Origin of the sequence: Pseudomonas fluorescens, assembly GCF_902497785.1 — a bacterium.
Taxonomy (GTDB): Bacteria; Pseudomonadota; Gammaproteobacteria; order Pseudomonadales; family Pseudomonadaceae; genus Aquipseudomonas; species Aquipseudomonas fluorescens_BO.
Genome location: NZ_CABVHK010000002.1, coordinates 209,522 through 227,622, shown reverse-complemented (window position 1 = coordinate 227,622; position 18,101 = coordinate 209,522). Strand labels below are relative to the sequence as shown.

Below are 18,101 nucleotides of genomic sequence, written 5' to 3'. Positions count from 1 at the left end.
CAGCTCCTGAAAAAGTCTGCAGATGCAGTGAGCGCGCATCAGCACTCGATAATGTTGACCGCCAAACCGCCACGGGCGGTTTCCTTGTATTTGCTTTTCATGTCGGCGCCGGTCTGGCGCATGGTGCGGATGACCTTGTCGAGGGAGACGAAATGCTGACCGTCGCCACGCAGGGCCATGCGTACCGCATTGATCGCTTTCACCGAACCCATGGCGTTGCGCTCGATGCACGGCACTTGCACCAGGCCGCCAATCGGGTCGCAGGTGAGGCCGAGGTTGTGTTCCATGCCGATTTCGGCGGCGTTTTCCACTTGCTGCACGGTGCCGCCGAGCACTTCGCACAAGGCGCCGGCGGCCATCGAGCAAGCTACGCCGACTTCGCCCTGACAGCCGACTTCAGCGCCGGAGATCGAGGCGTTTTCTTTATAGAGAATGCCGATCGCCGCAGCGGTCAGCAGAAATCGCACGACGCCGTCTTCATTGGCGCCGGGGATGAAGCGCATGTAGTAATGCAATACCGCCGGGACGATGCCGGCAGCACCGTTGGTGGGCGCGGTCACCACGCGCCCGCCGTTGGCGTTTTCTTCGTTGACCGCCAGCGCGTACAGATTGACCCAGTCCAGCACCGACAGCGGGTCGCGCAACGATGATTCGGGGTTCTTGCACAGTTGTGCATGCAGCGCGGCGGCGCGTCGCTTGACCTTCAGGCCGCCCGGCAGAATGCCCTCGTTACGGCAACCGGCGGCGACGCAGTCCTGCATCACTTGCCAGATTTTCAACAAGCCGGCGCGGGTTTCCGCCTCCGGACGCCAGGCACTTTCGTTGGTCAGCATCACCTGGCTGATCGACAGTCCATACGTGGTGCAATGCCCGAGCAGGTCCTTGGCGCTTTTGAACGGGAAGGTCAGCGGCGTGGCGTCCTCGACGATGCGGTCGGCGCCGGCGGCGTCTTCATCGACGACGAAACCGCCGCCGACCGAGTAGTACTCGCGGCTGCGGATCTGCAGGCCGGCGGCATCGAACGCGCGAAAGATCATGCCGTTGGGGTGATAGGCCAACGGCTTGCGAATCATCGCCAGGTGTTCTTTCTCGTTGAACGCAATGCTGTGTTCGCCAAGCAGGTTCAAGCGACCGTTGCCACGAATGTCTTGCAGACGGGCGGCGACGGTTTCGGTGTTCACGGTGTCCGGGTGTTCACCTTCCAGGCCCAGCAGCACAGCCTTGTCACTGCCGTGGCCTTTGCCGGTGGCGCCGAGCGAGCCGTAGAGTTCGACTTTGACGCAGGTGGTTGCCGCCAGCAGCCCTTCACGGCGCAGGCCTTCGGCGAAGCGCGCAGCAGCGCGCATCGGGCCGACAGTGTGGGAACTGGAGGGGCCGATACCAATCTTGAACAGGTCGAACACGCTTAACGACATGGTTGTTCTCCGGTTTCTTGTTATAGGCGCAAACATCACGGTAAAGGCGCCCCGTAGGAGCTGCCGCAGGCTGCGATCTTTTGATCCTGGATTTGAAAAGCAAGATCAAAAGATCGCAGCCTGCGGCAGCTCCTACCGGGGGAGATGCGGTGTTGTTGAGTGGGGCGGATTGACCGCCCCCTCATAGGTTAAGCGTAGCTTTCGATCGACGGGCAGGCGCACACCAGGTTGCGATCGCCGAAGACGTTGTCGACGCGACCGACCGGCGGCCAGTATTTGCCTTCGATCAGCGACGCGACCGGATACACCGCTTGCTCACGGCTGTACGGATGGGTCCATTCGCCAACCAGTTCCGCTGCGGTATGCGGGGCGTTTTTCAGCGGGTTGTCGTCCTTGTCCAGCGTGCCGTTTTCCACCGCGCGGATTTCTTCGCGGATGCGGATCATCGCATCGCAGAAGCGGTCCAGTTCTTCCTTGGATTCGCTTTCGGTCGGCTCGATCATCAGCGTGCCAGCCACCGGGAACGACATGGTCGGCGCATGGAAACCGAAGTCGATCAGGCGCTTGGCGACGTCATCGACGCTGATGCCGCTGCTGTCTTTCAATGGACGCAGGTCGAGGATGCATTCGTGTGCCACCAGCCCGTTGCTGCCGGTGTAGAGCACTGGGTAGTGCTCTTCGAGGCGACGGGAAATGTAGTTGGCATTGAGGATCGCCAATTGCGAAGCACGCTTCAAACCCGCGCCGCCCATCATCCGAATGTACATCCAGGTGATCGGCAGAATGCTCGCGCTGCCGAACGGTGCTGCGCAGACCGCGCCTTCCTTGCGCTCCATCTGGGCGTGGCCCGGCAGGAACGGGGTCAGGTGCGACTTGACGCCAATCGGGCCGACGCCCGGGCCGCCACCGCCGTGAGGAATGCAGAAGGTTTTGTGCAGGTTCAGGTGGGAGACGTCGCCGCCGAACTTGCCCGGTGCGCAGAGACCGACCATCGCGTTCATGTTGGCGCCGTCGATGTACACCTGGCCGCCGTTGTCATGAATGATGCCGCAGATTTCGCGGATGCCTTCTTCGAACACGCCGTGGGTCGACGGGTAGGTGATCATCAAGGCCGCGAGATGTTCGCGGTGCTCGATGGCCTTGGCGCGCAGGTCTTCGATGTCGACGTTGCCACGGGCATCGCACGCGGTCACCACCACACGCATGCCCGCCATGTTGGCGGTGGCCGGGTTGGTGCCGTGGGCGGACGAGGGGATCAGGCAGATGTCGCGACGGTCTTCGCCACGACTCTGGTGGTAGGCACGAATGGCCAGCAGGCCCGCGTACTCACCTTGGGAACCGGCGTTCGGTTGCAGCGAGATCGAGTCGTAACCGGTGGCGGCACAGAGCATCGCCTCCAGTTCGTCGGTCAGCTGCTGGTAACCGGCGCTTTGCGCGGCCGGGGCGAACGGGTGCAGGGCGCCGAACTCGGCCCAGGTCACCGGGATCATTTCGCTGGCGGCGTTGAGTTTCATGGTGCACGAACCCAGCGGGATCATGGTGCGGTCCAGGGCCAGGTCCTTGTCGGCGAGCTTGCGCAGGTAGCGCATCAGCTCGGTTTCCGAGTGATAACGGTTGAACACCGGGTGGCTGAGGATCGGCGATTGACGAACCAGCGCGGCCGGGATGGTGCTGACAACGGAAGCGGCGAGGGCAGCGAAGTCTGGCAGCGTTTTACCGTCGGCCAGCAAGGCCCACAGGGTTTCAACGTCAGCCTGCGAAGTGGTTTCGTCGAGGGACAGGCCCAGACGTTGGCCATCGATCACTCGCAGGTTGATCTGTTGGGCACGCGCCTTGTCGTGCAAAGCGGCCGTGTTGGCACCGGTGTTCAGGGTCAGCGTGTCGAAGAAGTTTTCTTGCTCGACAGTCAGTCCCAGTGCACTGAAGCCCTTGGCCAGAATCGCGGTCAGGTGATGAATGCGCTGGGCAATCTGCGTCAGGCCTTTCGGACCGTGGTAGACGGCGTACATGCTGGCGATGTTGGCCAACAGCACCTGCGCGGTGCAGATGTTGCTGGTGGCCTTTTCGCGACGGATATGTTGCTCGCGGGTCTGCATGGCCAGGCGCAGGGCCGGCTTGCCAAAACGGTCCACGGAAACGCCGACCAGACGGCCGGGCATGTCGCGCTTGAATGCATCTTTTGTGGAGAAGTACGCCGCGTGCGGGCCACCGAAGCCCAGCGGTACGCCGAAGCGTTGCGCGCTGCCGATGGCCACGTCGGCGCCGAACTCGCCCGGCGGGGTCAGCACGGTCAGGGCCAGCAGGTCAGCGGCAACGGCCACCAGAGCATTGGCGGCATGGAAGCGTTCGGTCAGTTCGCGGTAGTCGAACAGGTCACCGTTGCTGGCCGGGTATTGCAGCAGGGCGCCGAAAAACGGCGTCACGTCGGTCAGTTCAAGCTCGTCGCCGACCACGACGTCGATGCCCAGCGGCTCGGCACGGGTGCGCAGCACGTCGAGGGTTTGCGGGTGGCAATGCACGGACGCGAAAAACGCGTGGCTGCCTTTGTTCTTGCTCAGGCGCTTGCAGAAGGTCATGGCTTCGGCGGCGGCGGTGGCTTCGTCGAGCAGCGAGGCGTTGGCGATCGGCAAACCGGTGAGGTCGCTGATCAGGGTCTGGAAGTTCAGCAGCGCTTCGAGACGACCCTGGGAAATTTCCGGCTGGTACGGGGTGTACGCGGTGTACCAGGCCGGGTTTTCCAGCAGGTTGCGCAGGATTGGCGACGGCGTGTGCGTGCCGTAGTAGCCCTGGCCGATGTAGGTCTTGAACAGTTGGTTCTTCGCCGCGATGCCTTTGATCAACGCCAGGGCGTCGGCTTCGCTCAGGCCATCGTCCATGCCGAGCACGCTGGTGCCCTTGATGCTTTCCGGAATGACGCTGGCGCTCAGGGCTTCCAGGGAGTCGAACCCGAGGCTGTTGAGCATCGCTTGCTCGTCGCCGGAACGCGGGCCGATGTGGCGGGCGATGAATTCGTTGGCGGTGGTCAGATTCACTTCAGTCATGTTCGCGCTCCTCAGGCTTCGGCGTTGGCTTTGATCAGACGGTCGTAGGCGTCCTGATCGAGCAATTTGGCAACCGCCGAGGCGTCGCTTGGCTGGAAGCGGAAGAACCAGCCTTCGCCCAGCGGGTCTTCGTTGACCAGCTCCGGACTGCTGTCCAGCGCCGGGTTAACTTCTAGCACTTCGCCGTCGAGTGGCATGTACACGCCGCTGGCGGCTTTTACCGATTCGACGGTGGCGGCTTCGGCGCCTTTGTCGTAGGACTGCAGCTCGGGCAGTTGTACGAAAACCACGTCGCCCAAGGCGTTCTGCGCGAAAGCGGTGATGCCGACCGTGACGCTGCCGTCAGCTTCGGTGCGCAGCCATTCGTGATCTTCAGTAAAACGCAACTCGCTCATGGAAACTCCTAAGGGGGCCAGACTCGTCTGGTGGACGCGATTGAATGCTTGGGCAATGCCCTGATTTATGAGGGGTTACTTAGCAAAAACGCGGCCAATGTAAACTTATTGTTATAAATCAGTGTGTTATGAGTTTTTCCAGGACGCGGGAATTTAGTGGCTGTAGCGAAATCGCTACAGCCTGCGGTGAGGAAAAAAGGTTAAGTGGATCAAAGCCTTGCGCAGCGGTGATCGGAGGTCGGTGTATCGATATCGTTCCGCTGTAGCGCTTTCAGTACAGGTGGAGGTCGCTTTTGAGCACTATTTGAAATGTATGCAAATCCTGTGGGAGCCGGGCTTGCCCGCGATGGCGATCCGGCATTCGACATGGATGTTGAACGGGATGGCCTCATCGCGGGCAAGCCCGCTCCCACAGGGCTCTGTGGCGTTGGAGAAATTGTGTTTCAGTCACAAACCTTAAGGCTTGTTGGGAATCCCGTACTTGCGCAGCCGATGGGCAATCGCGGTGTGGGAGGTTTGCAGACGACTGGCCAACTGCCGGGTCGAGGGGTAGCTGACGTACAGCTTTTCCAGCAGGGTTTTTTCGAATTCTTCCATCGCCTGCTCGAGGCTGTCGACGTCGCTGTCGCTCTGGCGCGCCACAGAGGTGCCAGCGATATCGAGGTCACCAATGTCCACCAGGCTGCTTTCGCAGATCGCCGCCGCACGGAAAATCACGTTCTGCAGTTGCCGCACATTGCCCGGCCAGCGGTTGCCCAGCAGCGCCGGATAAGTGCCCGGTGCCAGACGGCACACTGGCCGCTGAATCTGTGCGCAGGCCTGCTGCATGAAGTAGCGGGCCAGCAGCAAAATGTCCTGACCGCGCTCACGCAGCGGCGGGACTTCGACGTTGAGAACGTTGAGGCGATAGAACAGGTCTTCGCGGAACGTACCTTCGCCGACCATTTTTTCCAGATCGCGGTGCGTGGCGCTGAGGATGCGCACGTTGACCTTGACCTCACGATCGCCCCCCACCCGCCGGAAGCTGCCGTCATTGAGAAAGCGCAGCAGTTTCGCCTGTAAATACGGCGACATTTCACCGATCTCATCGAGAAACACCGTGCCCTGGTTAGCCAGTTCCATCAGCCCCGGTTTGCCACCGCGTTGCGCGCCGGTGAAGGCGCCGGGGGCGTAGCCGAACAGTTCGCTTTCGGCGAGGTTCTCCGGCAATGCTGCGCAGTTCAGCGCCAGGAACGGTGAACTGTGGCGAGCGCTGATGGCGTGACAGGCGCGAGCCACCAGCTCTTTTCCGGTCCCGGTTTCGCCTTGGATCAGCAGGGGCGCATCCAGCGCTGCCACACGCTGGGCGCGGGTCTTGAGGGTGCGAATGGCCGGCGATTCGCCGAGCAGCGCATCGAAGCCCTCGGCATGGTCGTGGTGCAGTGCCGAGAGGCGTTCGCCGATGCGGTTGGGTTGATACAGGGTCAGCAGGGCGCCGGCATCGGTGATCGGCGTGGCGTCGAGCAACAGGGTCTGGCCATTGACGGTGATCTCGCGCAACGGCAGACGGAAGCCGTGTTCGAGCAAGGCATCGAGCAGTGCCGAATCGGCAAACAGCTCGGCGACGCTTTCACCGGCCGGTTCGCGACCGTACAAGGCAATCAGTGCAGGATTGGCCAGCAGGACTTTGCCGGCGCTGTCCAGGGCCAGCACCGGGTCGGTCATGGCCGCGAGCAGTGCGTCGAGTTGCAAGTGGCGGCGCTGGCCGGGAAGGATGTCGACCACCGTCATCGCCTGCACACCGCGCACGCTGAGCAACGCATCGCGCAACTCTTCGAGCACGTCCGGGCTCAGGGTCGGGGCGTCGATGTAGACGTTGGGCGGCACCATTTCCACCGCATCCAGATTGAGATTGCGCCCACCGAGCAGGGCCAGGACTTCCTGAGTGATGCCGACGCGGTCGATGAAGCTGACGTGAATACGCATGGGGCGCTTTGGTTCTGGAATGCGGAGGGTGGCAAGTATGCCTTGGGGCGGGCGATTGGTGAAATCTGGTACAGATCTCGGGCGACATGCACACCCCCTGTGGGAGCGACGGTGCGGCGATCCGACTTGCTCGCGATAGCGGTGTATCAGTCGGCGTCCATAGTGACTGTCAGTCCGCTATCGCGAGCACGTCGCTCCCACAGGTACAGCGTTCATTCAGGGGAACAGGTTATTCGAAGTTCTCGAGGTTTACCGGGTCGCCGGATTTCATATTCAACTGCTTACGGATGTCTTCAAACATCAAATCGTAATGCTTGTGAACCGAGCCGATTTGACTATGCGTCTTCGGGATTCCGTACTTCTCGGCGATTTTCGTCACGTTGTTGGCGAAGTTGTAAGCCTCCTCCTTGGGCAGAAAGAAGGTCTCCGTCATGTCCTTTCCCTGCATGCTGCCGTGCAGTTTGAACAGGATCCCTTTGCCTTTCTTGGGATCCTGCGAGACCTCATAGTCTAGATGCACGTTGTAGCTGACATCATCCGGGGTCAGCGCGTGGCGCTCGATGTGCAGGTGGCCGGGCTCGAACGTTGCCATTGACGTCTCTCCTTATAAATAAGTTATGCCAGGTGTCGCCGTGCTGATCCGCGTGCCGGCCTTGCCCTGGACGATCGCTTCGATGTCCGAGAGTGAACCGATCACCGCGACTTTTCCAGTGTGGCGCGCGAACTCGCAGGCGGCCTGAACTTTCGGCCCCATGGAACCGGCGGCAAAGCCGAGTTTTTCCATGTCGTCCGGGTGAGCCTGGGCGATGCCTTTCTGGCTCGGTTTGCCGAAGTCGATGAAGGCTGCACTGACGTCGGTGGCGATCACCAGCAGATCGCTTTCAAGCTGTTCGGCGAGCAGCGCCGAGCACAGGTCTTTGTCGATCACCGCTTCGACACCTTGCAGCTTGCCGTGGGCGCCGTACATCGTCGGGATGCCCCCGCCACCCGCACAAATCACGATGCTGCCTTTTTCCAGCAGCCATTTGATCGGACGGATTTCGAAGATGCGTTTGGGGCGTGGGCTGGCCACCACACGACGGAATTTGTCGCCGTCCGGGGCAATCGCCCAGCCTTTTTCGGCAGCGAGTTTTTCCGCTTCGGCCTTGGCATAGACCGGGCCGATGGGCTTGGTCGGGTTTTGGAACGCCGGGTCATTGGCGTCGACTTCGACCTGGGTCAGGAGGGTGGCGAAGGGCACTTCGAAGTCCAGCAGATTGCCCAGTTCCTGCTCGATGATGTAGCCGATCATGCCTTCGGTTTCGGCACCGAGCACGTCCAGCGGATAAGGCGAGACCGAGGTGTAGGCCGCCGCTTGCAGCGACAGCAGGCCAACCTGCGGACCATTGCCGTGGGCGATCACCAGTTCGTTGCCGGCATGGATCTTGGCGATTTGTTCGGTGGCGATCCGGATGTTGGCGCGTTGATTGTCCGCGGTCATGGGTTCACCACGGCGGAGCAGGGCGTTACCGCCCAGAGCAACGACGATACGCATAATGCAGTCCTTTCAGAATTAGATGATCCCCCGTAGGAGCTGCCGAAGGCTGCGATCTTTTGATCTTGAGTCTAAAAAAAGTCAAAAGATCGCAGCCTTCGGCAGCTCCTACGGGGGCAAGTCATGAACGGAGGTTCAGCCTTAGATATCCGCCAACGCCGACACCAGGATCGCCTTGATGGTGTGCATGCGGTTTTCCGCTTGCTCGAAGGCGATGTTGGCTGGCGATTCGAACACTTCCTCCGTCACTTCGACACCATTGGCCAGGTGCGGATACCGCGCGGCAATGTCCTTGCCGACCTTGGTTTCGCTGTTGTGGAACGCCGGCAGGCAGTGCATGAATTTCACGCGCGGGTTGCCTGAGGCTTTCATCATGTCCGCGTTGACCTGGTACGGCAGCAATTGCTCGATGCGCTCGTCCCACGCTTCCACCGGTTCGCCCATCGACACCCAGATATCGGTGTGGATGAAGTCCACGCCCTTGACTGCTTCTTTCGGGTCTTCGGTGATGGTGATGCGCGCGCCGCTCTCTTCGGCGAAGCCTTTGCATTCGGCGATGAAATCAGCGTGCGGCCACAGCGCTTTCGGCGCGGCAATGCGCACGTCCATGCCCAGTTTGGCGCCGATCATCAGCAGCGAGTTGCCCATGTTGTAGCGGGCATCGCCGAGGTAGGCGTAGCTGATGTCATGCAGCGGCTTGTCGCTGTGTTCGCGCATGGTCAGGGTGTCGGCGATCATTTGCGTCGGGTGGAACTCGGCGGTCAGACCGTTGAACACCGGCACGCCGGCGAACTTGGCCAGCTCTTCGACAATTTCCTGTTCGAAGCCGCGGTACTCGATGGCGTCAAACATCCGCCCCAGCACGCGGGCGGTGTCTTTCATGCTTTCCTTGTGGCCGATCTGCGACGACACGGGGTCGATGTAGGTGACGTGGGCGCCCTGGTCATGGGCCGCCACTTCGAAGGCGCAACGGGTGCGGGTCGAGGTTTTTTCGAAAATCAGCGCGATGTTTTTGCCTTTGAGGTGCGGACGCTCGGTGCCGGTGTACTTGGCGCGTTTGAGGTCGCGGGACAGGTCCAGCAGGTAGTTCAGCTCGCGAGTCGTGTGGTGCATCAGCGAGAGCAGGCTGCGGTTGCGCATGTTGAAAGCCATGATTTGGATCTCCTTTGGTTTCGGTTATCCGCCTGCTTCACGCTTTATAAGCGCGAAGCAGGGCATAAAAATTAATAGTCGATAGGGTCGCGAATGATCGGGCAGGTCATGCAGTGGCCGCCGCCACGCCCGCGCCCGAGTTCGCCGGCACTGATGGTGATGACTTCCACGCCGGCCTTGCGCAGCAGGGTGTTGGTGTAGGTGTTGCGGTCATAACCGATCACCACGCCGGGCTCGACGGCGACCACGTTGTTGCCGTCATCCCACTGTTCGCGTTCGGCGGCGAAGCTGTTGCCGCCGGTTTCCACTACGCGCAACGCTTTCAGGTTGAGGGCTTCGGCGACGGTGTCGAGGAAGTTTTTTTCTTCGCGGCGGATGTCGATGCCACCCGGTTTGCCTTCGTCGGGGCGCAGGGTGAAGGCGACGATCTGGTTCACCACTTCAGGGAAAATGGTCACCAGGTCGCGGTCGCAGAAACTGAACACGGTGTCCAGGTGCATCGCCGCGCGGGACTTCGGCAGGCCGGCGACAATGATGCGTTCCACGGCTTTGTTCTTGAACAGGTTCACCGCCAGTTGGCCGATGGCCTGACGCGATGTGCGTTCGCCCATACCGATCAACACCACGCCGTTGCCGATCGGCATGACGTCACCGCCCTCAAGGGTGGAGCTGCCGTGTTCCTTGTCCGGGTCGCCGTACCAGATTTCAAACTCGGCGCTGGTGAACTGCGGATGGAATTTGTAGATGGCCGTGGCCAACAACGTTTCCTGGCGACGCGCCGGCCAGTACATCGGGTTCAGCGTTACGCCACCGTAGATCCAGCAGGTGGTGTCACGGGTGAACTGGGTGTTGGGCAGCGGCGGCAGAATGAAACTGGAGTGGCCGAGGAAGTCGCGGAACATCTGGATGGTCTTGCCGCCGAAACTGTCCGGCAGGTCATCGGCGGACACGCCGCCAATCAGGAACTCGGCGATCTTGCGCGGCTCCAGGCTGCGCAGCCACGAACCGACTTCATTGATCAGGCCCAGGCCCACCGAATTGGCGGTGACCTTGCGCTCCAGAATCCAGTCTAGCGCTTCGGGAATCGCGACGATGTCGGTCAGCAGGTTGTGCATTTCCAGCACGTCGATTCCACGTTCGCGCATTTTGGTGACGAAATCGAAATGGTCACGCTTGGCCTGGGCGACCCACAGCACATCATCGAAAAGCAGCTCGTCACAGTTGTTCGGGGTCAGCCGCTGGTGGGCCAGGCCGGGGGAGCAAACCATGACTTTGCGCAGTTTGCCGGCTTCGGAATGTACGCCGTACTTAACTTTTTCCGTGGTCATTACAGTGATCCTCCAGATGACAAAACAATCGGGTGTTACAGGGTCAGGAAGCCGTCATACAGCCCGTAAGCCGCCACCAGGGCGCCCGCGACGACTGCGGCGAAAATCAGCTTCTCGACGTTGGTGAAAACCGGTTTGTTGACTTCAAGCTTGGCCTTGGCGAACAGGATCGCGCCGGGGGCATAGAGCAGGGCCGAGAGCAGCAGGTATTTGACGCCGCCGGCATAGATCAGCCAGACCGCGTAAATCAGTGCGACGCTGCCGATGAACAGGTCTTTGCGGCGTTCGGCGACAGCGTTTTCATAGCTTTCGCCGCGCACCGCCAACAGCAGCGCGTACGCCGCCGACCACAGGTAAGGCACCAGAATCATCGAGGTGGCGAGGTAGATCAGCGACAGGTAAGTGCTGGCGGAAAACAGCGTGATGATCAGGAACAGTTGCACCATCGCGTTGGTCAGCCACAGCGCGTTGACCGGCACATGGTTGGCGTTCTCCCTGCGCAGGAATTCCGGCATGGTGTGGTCCTTGGCGGCGGCGAACATGATCTCCGCACACAGCAGCACCCACGACAGCAACGCACCGAGCAGGGAAATGATCAGACCGACGCTGATCAGCGCCGCGCCCCACGGACCGACGATATGTTCCAGCACCGCGGCCATCGACGGGTTCTGCAGTTTGGCCAGTTCCGGTTGGGTCATGATGCCCAGCGACAGCACATTCACCAGCACCAGAAACAGCAGCACGGTGATGAAACCGATCACCGTGGCTTTGCCGACGTCGCTGCGTTTTTCCGCACGGGCCGAGAAAATGCTCGCGCCTTCGATGCCGATGAACACCCAGACGGTGACCAGCATCATGTTGCGCACCTGGTTCATCACGCTGCCCAGGTCCGGGTTTTTCAGGCCCCAGATGTCAGCGGTGAAGATGTCCAGCTTGAAGGCGAAAATCGCGATCAGCACAAACAGCACCAGCGGCACGATCTTGGCGACAGTGGTCACCAGGTTGATGAACGCCGCTTCCTTGATCCCGCGCAGCACCAGAAAATGCACAGCCCAGAGCAGCACCGACGCGCCGATTACCGCCGCGACCGTATTGCCTTCGCCGAAGATCGGAAAGAAGTAGCCGAGGGTGCTGAACAACAGCACGAAGTAGCCGACGTTGCCCAGCCATGCACTGATCCAGTAACCCCAGGCGGACGAGAAACCCATGTAGTCGCCGAAACCGGCTTTGGCGTAGGCGTAGACCCCGCCGTCCAGATCAGGCTTGCGATTGGCCAGGGTCTGGAACACGAACGCCAGCGTCAGCATGCCGACGGCGGTGATGGCCCAACCGATCAGCACGGCGCCGACGTCGGCACTGGCGGCCATGTTCTGCGGCAAGGAGAAGATCCCGCCACCAATCATTGAGCCGACTACCAGTGCAACCAGTGCGCCGAGTTTCAGTTTTCCGGGGGATTCAGACATTGCATGACTCCAATGCAGGAGAAGAGAGACAACAGAGTAATTCTGTTAGCTTTTCAGTCAGCTGACTTAGATCAGTGCATGGGCACATTCCATTGTTATTAAAAGACTTATGGATCGTTTCCGGGCATAACAGTATTGCCGGAAAAGCCCTGTCCAGAGGCCTCGGTCAGATCCAAATGGCGATAACACGTATCGCTTCGAATGTTTAATCTAGTCCGTTTCCACGCTTTCGCAAATTCTCCGCCGTGTGTGCCGTGCGGAATTGATTTATTAAAATCGACACATAAAATTGCTATTGAGGGGGTTGGGGTTAGAAGCATCGGCTATAAATAAATGCGCGCATTGTCATTAATTAATAAACGTATGACCGTTTGACTATTTAGTTAAAGGTATCTTTTTGTGGCGAGGGTGCTTGCTCCCGCTGAACTGCGCAGCCGTTCGTTCTTTCAGGAAAAAGCGGGGGCGCTTCGCGGCCCAACGGGGATAAATCCCCTCGCCACAGGTGTTCGGAACAAGGAGAACCGGGAATGTCGCAACCGACGCAAAAACTTCGCCTGAGCGCGCTGATCGCGCTGGTGGTGGGTTCGATGATTGGCGGCGGGATTTTTTCCTTGCCGCAGAACATGGCGGCCCGCGCCGATGCCGGCGCGATTTTGATTGGCTGGGCGATCACCGCAGTCGGCATGCTGACCCTGGCGTTCGTGTTCCAGACGCTGGCCAATCGCAAACCCGAACTGGACTCCGGGGTGTACGCCTATGCCAAGGCCGGGTTCGGCGATTACATGGGGTTTTCGTCGGCCTGGGGTTACTGGATCAGTGCATGGCTGGGCAACGTCGGCTACTTCGTTCTGTTGTTCAGCACCCTCGGTTATTTCTTCCCGGTGTTTGGTCAGGGCAACACCCCCGTCGCCATTGGCTGCGCGTCGGTATTGCTGTGGGCTGTGCATTTTCTGGTGCTGCGCGGGATCAAAGAGGCGACGTTCATCAATCAGGTCACCACCGTGGCCAAGATCGTGCCGCTAATCATGTTCATCGTGATCGCCGCCGTGGCGTTCAAGGCCGACATCTTCACCCGGGATATATGGGGTCGCAGCAATCCGGATTTTGGCGGGGTGATGGATCAGGTGCGCAACATGATGCTGGTGACGGTGTTTGTGTTCATCGGCATTGAAGGCGCGAGTGTGTATTCGGCGCGGGCGGAAAAGCGTTCGGATGTTGGCCGGGCGACCGTCATCGGGTTTCTCGGGGTGCTGGCGTTGCTGGTGCTGGTGAATGTGTTGTCGCTGGGCATCATGAGTCAGCCGGAGCTGGCCAACCTGCAAAACCCTTCGCTGGCGGCGGTGCTGGAGCACATCGTCGGGCCTTGGGGGGCGTTGTTGATCAGCATCGGCCTGGCCGTTTCGTTGCTCGGTGCGCTGCTGTCCTGGGCGCTGCTTTGCGCCGAGATTCTGTTTGCCACGGCAAAGGACAAGACCATGCCGGCGTTCCTGAAAAAGGAAAACGCCAACCATGTGCCGGTCAACGCGCTGTGGCTGACCAACGTGATGATCCAGATTTTCCTGCTGATCACACTGTTTTCCGCCGGCACCTACACCAGCCTGATTTACCTCGCGTCCTCGATGATTCTCGTGCCTTACCTGTGGTCGGCTGCCTACGCCGTGTTGTTGAGCGGGCGGGGAGAAACGTACGAACATGCTTCGGCGGAACGCACCAAGGACCTGCTGATCGGTGGCATCGCGCTGAGTTATGCGGTGTGGTTGTTGTACGCCGGCGGGGTCAAATACCTGCTGTTGTCGGCCTTGCTGTATGCGCCGGGGGTGATTTTGTTCGCCAAGGCCAAACACGAGCAGGGCGAGCCTCTGTTCACGCCTGTCGAGAAAGGGGTTTTCACCTGTGTTATCAGTGCTGCGGGGCTGGCGGCGTATGGGTTGTACAGCGGTTTGCTGTCGTTGTGAGGGGGTTGCTGCTCGGGCCTCTTCGCGGGCAAGCCCGCTCCCACAGGTTTGGTGGTGTTCACAGATTTTGTGTACGCCACGGCCCCTGTGGGAGCGGGCTTGCCCGCGAAGGCGTCCGAACAGTCACCACCACTGCGCGCGATGTGAACCCAATTCAGAGGCCGGAATCGCCCACTGCAACGGGGTCCCGGTGATCTTCAACGGCACATGAAGCCGATTCGCCGGCCCCCAAGGCGTCTGCTCAATCAACACACCCTGATCGTTTTCATCCTCTGCCCGAAGCGCCTCGGCTGTCCCGGCACCCTGTTCGATCAACAACTTCGCCGTCCGCGCCAGCGACAACCGGGCTGACCCACCACGCCCCAACAACGTGATCGCCGCCGCCGCCATCAAATACCCGGTGGCATGATCCAGCGCCTGCACCGGCAGCGGCGTCGGCTTGTCCGCGTTCTGCCATCCCATGCCCGCTTCGGCAATCCCGCAGCTCATCTGCACCAGGCTGTCGAAGCCCCGCCGATTCTGCCAGGGGCCGCTCCAGCCATAGGCATTGAGGCTGACGTCGACCAGGCCCGGCGCCAGTTTCTTGCGCTCAGCCACGCCGTAACCCAGGCGCTCCAGCGCGTCGGCGCGGTAGCCGTGGAGGAGAATGTCGGCGTCCTTGAGCAAGCTCTCGAATACGGCGCGATCAGCTTTGTCATGCAGGTCCAGGCGCGCGCAGCGTTTGCCCAAGGTCATTTCCGGCACCACGCCCGGTTCACTCCAGGTCGGTGGATCGATGCGCAACACGTCGGCGCCGAGGCCGGCGAGAAAGCGACTGGCAACGGGGCCCGCGAGCACCCGGGTCAAATCCAGGACCTTGAGCCCGGCTAACGGTTGCGCCACCGATCCATGCCACGGCCTGGCGTTTTGATTGACCTTGGCGTCGAACTGAATCAACGGCTCGGCATTCACCGCCAGGCCTTGCGGATGGGTTTGCCATTGTGCCCAGCTGCGCATTTCGGCGGCACAGCCACCGGCTTCGACTACTGCGCGTTCCAGATCGGTTTTCGCCCATTGCGCCACCTTGCTCGCCACGGCGGCGCGGTCGGCACAGGCACCGAGCACTTTTTGCGCCGCCGTGCGGTGATGGGGGGCGTTGGTGTGCAGGCGGATCCAGCCATCGAGGGCCTGGTAGTCTCCGGCAACCGGGTCCCACAACGGCGGAACGCTCCAGCCGACGGGACGGATTGATGACGCGAACCAGAAAGACGCAAGACGCCGGTCAACTTCAAGGCCGGGCAGGCGACCGTTGTGCCGATGCAAAAATGCGCTGACCGCCTGGCCGGCAGCGGCGATGCTGGCGCAGGCCAGGTCGGTGACGGCAAACGCCGAGGGCAGTGCGCCATTCGAGGTGAACGGGATAGGGGTGTGGGGCAAGCCGAGTGCGGCTTGAATGGACGTGAGTAAATCAGTCATCGAAGGCCCTCCGGAGCGAGAGGGCAGCATAGAGCAAAAGATCGCAGCCTGCGGCAGCTCCTACAGGGGCGGTGTAGGAGCTGCCGAAGGCTGCGATCTTTCAAGACCTACACCCGAAACTGATCCATCAATTTCATCTGGTGGTTGGTCAGGGTGTTGAGCTGGCTGCTGATATGTGCCGATTCGGTGGCCTGGCCGGTCAGGGTTTCGGTAACGGTGCGGATGGCCGAGACGTTGCGGTTGACCTCTTCGGCCACCGCACTTTGCTGTTCGGCGGCGCTGGCAATTTGCAGGTTCATGTCGCTGATTACCGTCACTGCGTCGCTGATTTTGCTCAAGGCTTGCACCGCTTGCTGGATCTGCCCGGCATTGCTGTGCGCCTGGGTCTGGCTTGAATGCATAGTCGCCACCACGCCGCGCGTCCCGGTTTGAATCCGTTCGATCACGGTGCGGATTTCTTCCACCGAATCCTGGGTGCGTTTGGCCAGGTTGCGCACTTCATCGGCCACCACCGCAAACCCGCGACCGCTCTCGCCGGCACGGGCTGCTTCAATTGCCGCGTTGAGCGCCAGCAGGTTGGTCTGTTCGGCGATGCTGCGGATCACTTCCAGCACCGAGCCGATCTGCTCGCTGTTGACCGCCAGGGCTTCGACTTCGGTCACGGCCTTGCTGACTTCATCGGCCAGTTGATTGATGTCGCGGGTGCTGCGCTCGATGATCGACATGCCGTCGCGGGCCGATTGATCCGCGCCTTTCGCCGCATTGGCGGCGTTCGAAGCACTGTTGGCGACGTCGTGGGCGGTGGCGCTCATTTCATTGGACGCGGTGGCGACCTGGTCGATTTCGCGGAACTGCACCTGCATGCCTTCGCTGGTCTGGCGGGCAATTTCCGAAGACTGGTCAGCCGTGCCGCGGGCGTCGGTGATGCTCTGTTTGATCTGCGCGATGGTCGGCTGCAGCTTGTCGAGGAAGCGGTTGAACCAGCTCACCAATTCGCCCAGCTCATCTTTTTTGCTGTAGTGCAGACGCTGGGTCAGGTCGCCGTCGCCGCTGGCAATCGCCTTGAGCATGTCGGCGACGCTGTTGATCGGCCGCGTAACGCCGGAGGCGGTGAGCCAGATCAGTAACAGGCCGACAAGGCCTGCAGCCACTGCCACCAGCACCGCTTTGATCGTGCCGCTTTGCTGGGCGTCGTCGAGTACCGCTTGCAACTTAACCGAATCGGCCAGCAGCACTTGTTTCGGCAGGTCGATCACCACGCCCCAGGCTTTGGATTCGCTGATCGGGCTGACCGGGTACACCGCGCGAATCAGTTCGCCTTGTTCGAGAATCTTCGGTGCACCGCCGCTGAGCAATTGCAAAACTTCCTTGCCCTCGGCGCCGAGGGTCTCGCCGATGTTTTTGCCGACCTTGCTGGCGTCCGCGCTGTAGCCGGCGAGCACGCCGCTGCCGGAGACGATCAGCATGTGCCCGGCGTTGTTGAACAGATCACGTTGGGAGTCGACCGCCGCTGCCTGGAGGGCGTCGAGCGCGATGTCCACACCGACCACGCCGATGGATTTGCCGTCCACCAGCAGCGGGACGGAAATGGTCGTCATCAGCATTTCCTTGCCGGCGACGGTGTCGGCATATGGATCGAGCAAGCAGGTGCGTTTGCTGTCGCGAGGGCAGGTGTACCAGCTGTTATAAGGCGTGCCGCTAAGGCTCAAGGTGGTTTTGGTCATGTCGTCTTCGACCATGATCGTGTTGATCCCCACCCCGCCGGCGCGACTCCAGTAACTGGCGAAACGACCGGCTTCGTTGGACTGGCGAGCGGCGTCATTGGCGAACTCGCTGTCCTTGCCGTCCAGGCCGTTGGGCTCGAACGCGAGCCAGATCCCCAGCACCTTGCTGTTGCGTTCGAAGGCGGTTTTCAGGCTCTGGTTCAACTCTTCACGCACAGCGCCTGCTTCAAGCGAACGCTTGGCGGCCATGCTGCGCAGGTCTTTGATCTGGTCCGCCAGCGCGGTCACGACCAGCAGGCTTTCGCCGAAGGTTTTTTGCACGCGCACCGCTTGCTCGGCGGCTTTGGCTTCCAGCAGTTCCTGCACACTGGCGGTGAGCATCTGGTTGCTCGAGGCGCTGACCCGTTCGTCGTTCTGATTGGTCTGGTAGAAATTCATGCTGACAATCAAAACGACCACGCCCAACAGGCACAAACCTGAGAGCAGAACGATTTTCAGGCGAATGGAAAGAGAGTCGAACATAAGGCGAACCCGCAAATGGATGAAGTGTCGGCGAGTCGAGATCGACCCGGTTCGCCAAGTCCATTCAGCGCCATTCACTGCACATCGGCGAGGGGCGGGGTTGCATGATGGTGGCTCCGACGAACGGTAGGAGTTGAACGTTTGCGCGGTGT

Annotated in this window: 11 protein-coding genes and 2 pseudogenes; 1 reads left to right on the top strand and 12 read right to left on the bottom strand. The window is 60.8% G+C overall.

The window, feature by feature from the left end:
- Window positions 1-38: 38 nt before the first annotated feature.
- The 9 genes from F8N62_RS03895 to arcD (F8N62_RS03850) form a co-directional block, all read right to left on the bottom strand.
- Window positions 39-1,415, bottom strand: coding sequence for an L-serine ammonia-lyase (locus F8N62_RS03895; protein ID WP_150709724.1), 1,377 nt, complete (start codon window positions 1,413-1,415; stop codon window positions 39-41).
- Between the two features lie 188 nt (window positions 1,416-1,603).
- Complete coding sequence (gcvP, locus tag F8N62_RS03885) at window positions 1,604-4,456, bottom strand: aminomethyl-transferring glycine dehydrogenase (RefSeq protein WP_150709723.1); 2,853 nt, start codon at window positions 4,454-4,456, stop codon at window positions 1,604-1,606.
- Window positions 4,457-4,467: 11 nt separating this feature from the next.
- Complete coding sequence (gene gcvH / locus F8N62_RS03880; protein WP_033056841.1) at window positions 4,468-4,851, bottom strand: glycine cleavage system protein GcvH; 384 nt, start codon at window positions 4,849-4,851, stop codon at window positions 4,468-4,470.
- Window positions 4,852-5,307: 456 nt separating this feature from the next.
- Complete coding sequence (locus F8N62_RS03875) at window positions 5,308-6,816, bottom strand: sigma-54-dependent transcriptional regulator (RefSeq protein WP_150709722.1); 1,509 nt, start codon at window positions 6,814-6,816, stop codon at window positions 5,308-5,310.
- A 229-nt stretch (window positions 6,817-7,045) separates the two neighbouring features.
- Complete coding sequence (locus F8N62_RS03870) at window positions 7,046-7,408, bottom strand: DUF5064 family protein (protein ID WP_150709721.1); 363 nt, start codon at window positions 7,406-7,408, stop codon at window positions 7,046-7,048.
- A gap of 12 nt (window positions 7,409-7,420) precedes the next feature.
- The gene (gene arcC / locus F8N62_RS03865; protein WP_150709720.1) at window positions 7,421-8,350 is read right to left on the bottom strand and encodes a carbamate kinase; all 930 of its coding nucleotides are present in this window, start codon (window positions 8,348-8,350) and stop codon (window positions 7,421-7,423) included.
- Window positions 8,351-8,491: 141 nt separating this feature from the next.
- The gene (locus F8N62_RS03860; RefSeq protein WP_150709719.1) at window positions 8,492-9,502 is read right to left on the bottom strand and encodes an ornithine carbamoyltransferase; all 1,011 of its coding nucleotides are present in this window, start codon (window positions 9,500-9,502) and stop codon (window positions 8,492-8,494) included.
- A 71-nt stretch (window positions 9,503-9,573) separates the two neighbouring features.
- On the bottom strand, window positions 9,574-10,830 hold the full coding sequence (gene arcA / locus F8N62_RS03855; RefSeq protein ID WP_150709718.1) for an arginine deiminase: 1,257 nt from the start codon (window positions 10,828-10,830) through the stop codon (window positions 9,574-9,576).
- Window positions 10,831-10,865: 35 nt separating this feature from the next.
- Window positions 10,866-12,293, bottom strand: coding sequence for an arginine-ornithine antiporter (gene arcD / locus F8N62_RS03850; RefSeq protein ID WP_150709717.1), 1,428 nt, complete (start codon window positions 12,291-12,293; stop codon window positions 10,866-10,868).
- A gap of 527 nt (window positions 12,294-12,820) precedes the next feature.
- On the opposite strand from arcD (F8N62_RS03850), the gene arcD (F8N62_RS03845) reads away from it, so the two are divergent.
- Window positions 12,821-14,248 (top strand): arginine-ornithine antiporter, encoded by a 1,428-nt coding sequence (arcD, locus tag F8N62_RS03845; RefSeq protein WP_150709716.1) that lies wholly within the window; start codon window positions 12,821-12,823, stop codon window positions 14,246-14,248.
- A gap of 123 nt (window positions 14,249-14,371) precedes the next feature.
- Here the strand turns inward: arcD (F8N62_RS03845) and F8N62_RS03840 are convergent, their stop codons facing one another.
- From F8N62_RS03840 to F8N62_RS32260, 3 genes and pseudogenes are all read right to left on the bottom strand, one after another.
- Window positions 14,372-15,703, bottom strand: coding sequence for a CoA transferase (locus F8N62_RS03840; protein WP_150709715.1), 1,332 nt, complete (start codon window positions 15,701-15,703; stop codon window positions 14,372-14,374).
- A 107-nt stretch (window positions 15,704-15,810) separates the two neighbouring features.
- Window positions 15,811-16,338 (bottom strand): annotated as a pseudogene (locus F8N62_RS32265) (methyl-accepting chemotaxis protein); the annotation flags it as partial.
- A 378-nt stretch (window positions 16,339-16,716) separates the two neighbouring features.
- Window positions 16,717-17,676, bottom strand: a pseudogene (locus F8N62_RS32260) (chemotaxis protein); the annotation flags it as partial.
- Window positions 17,677-18,101: the final 425 nt, after the last annotated feature.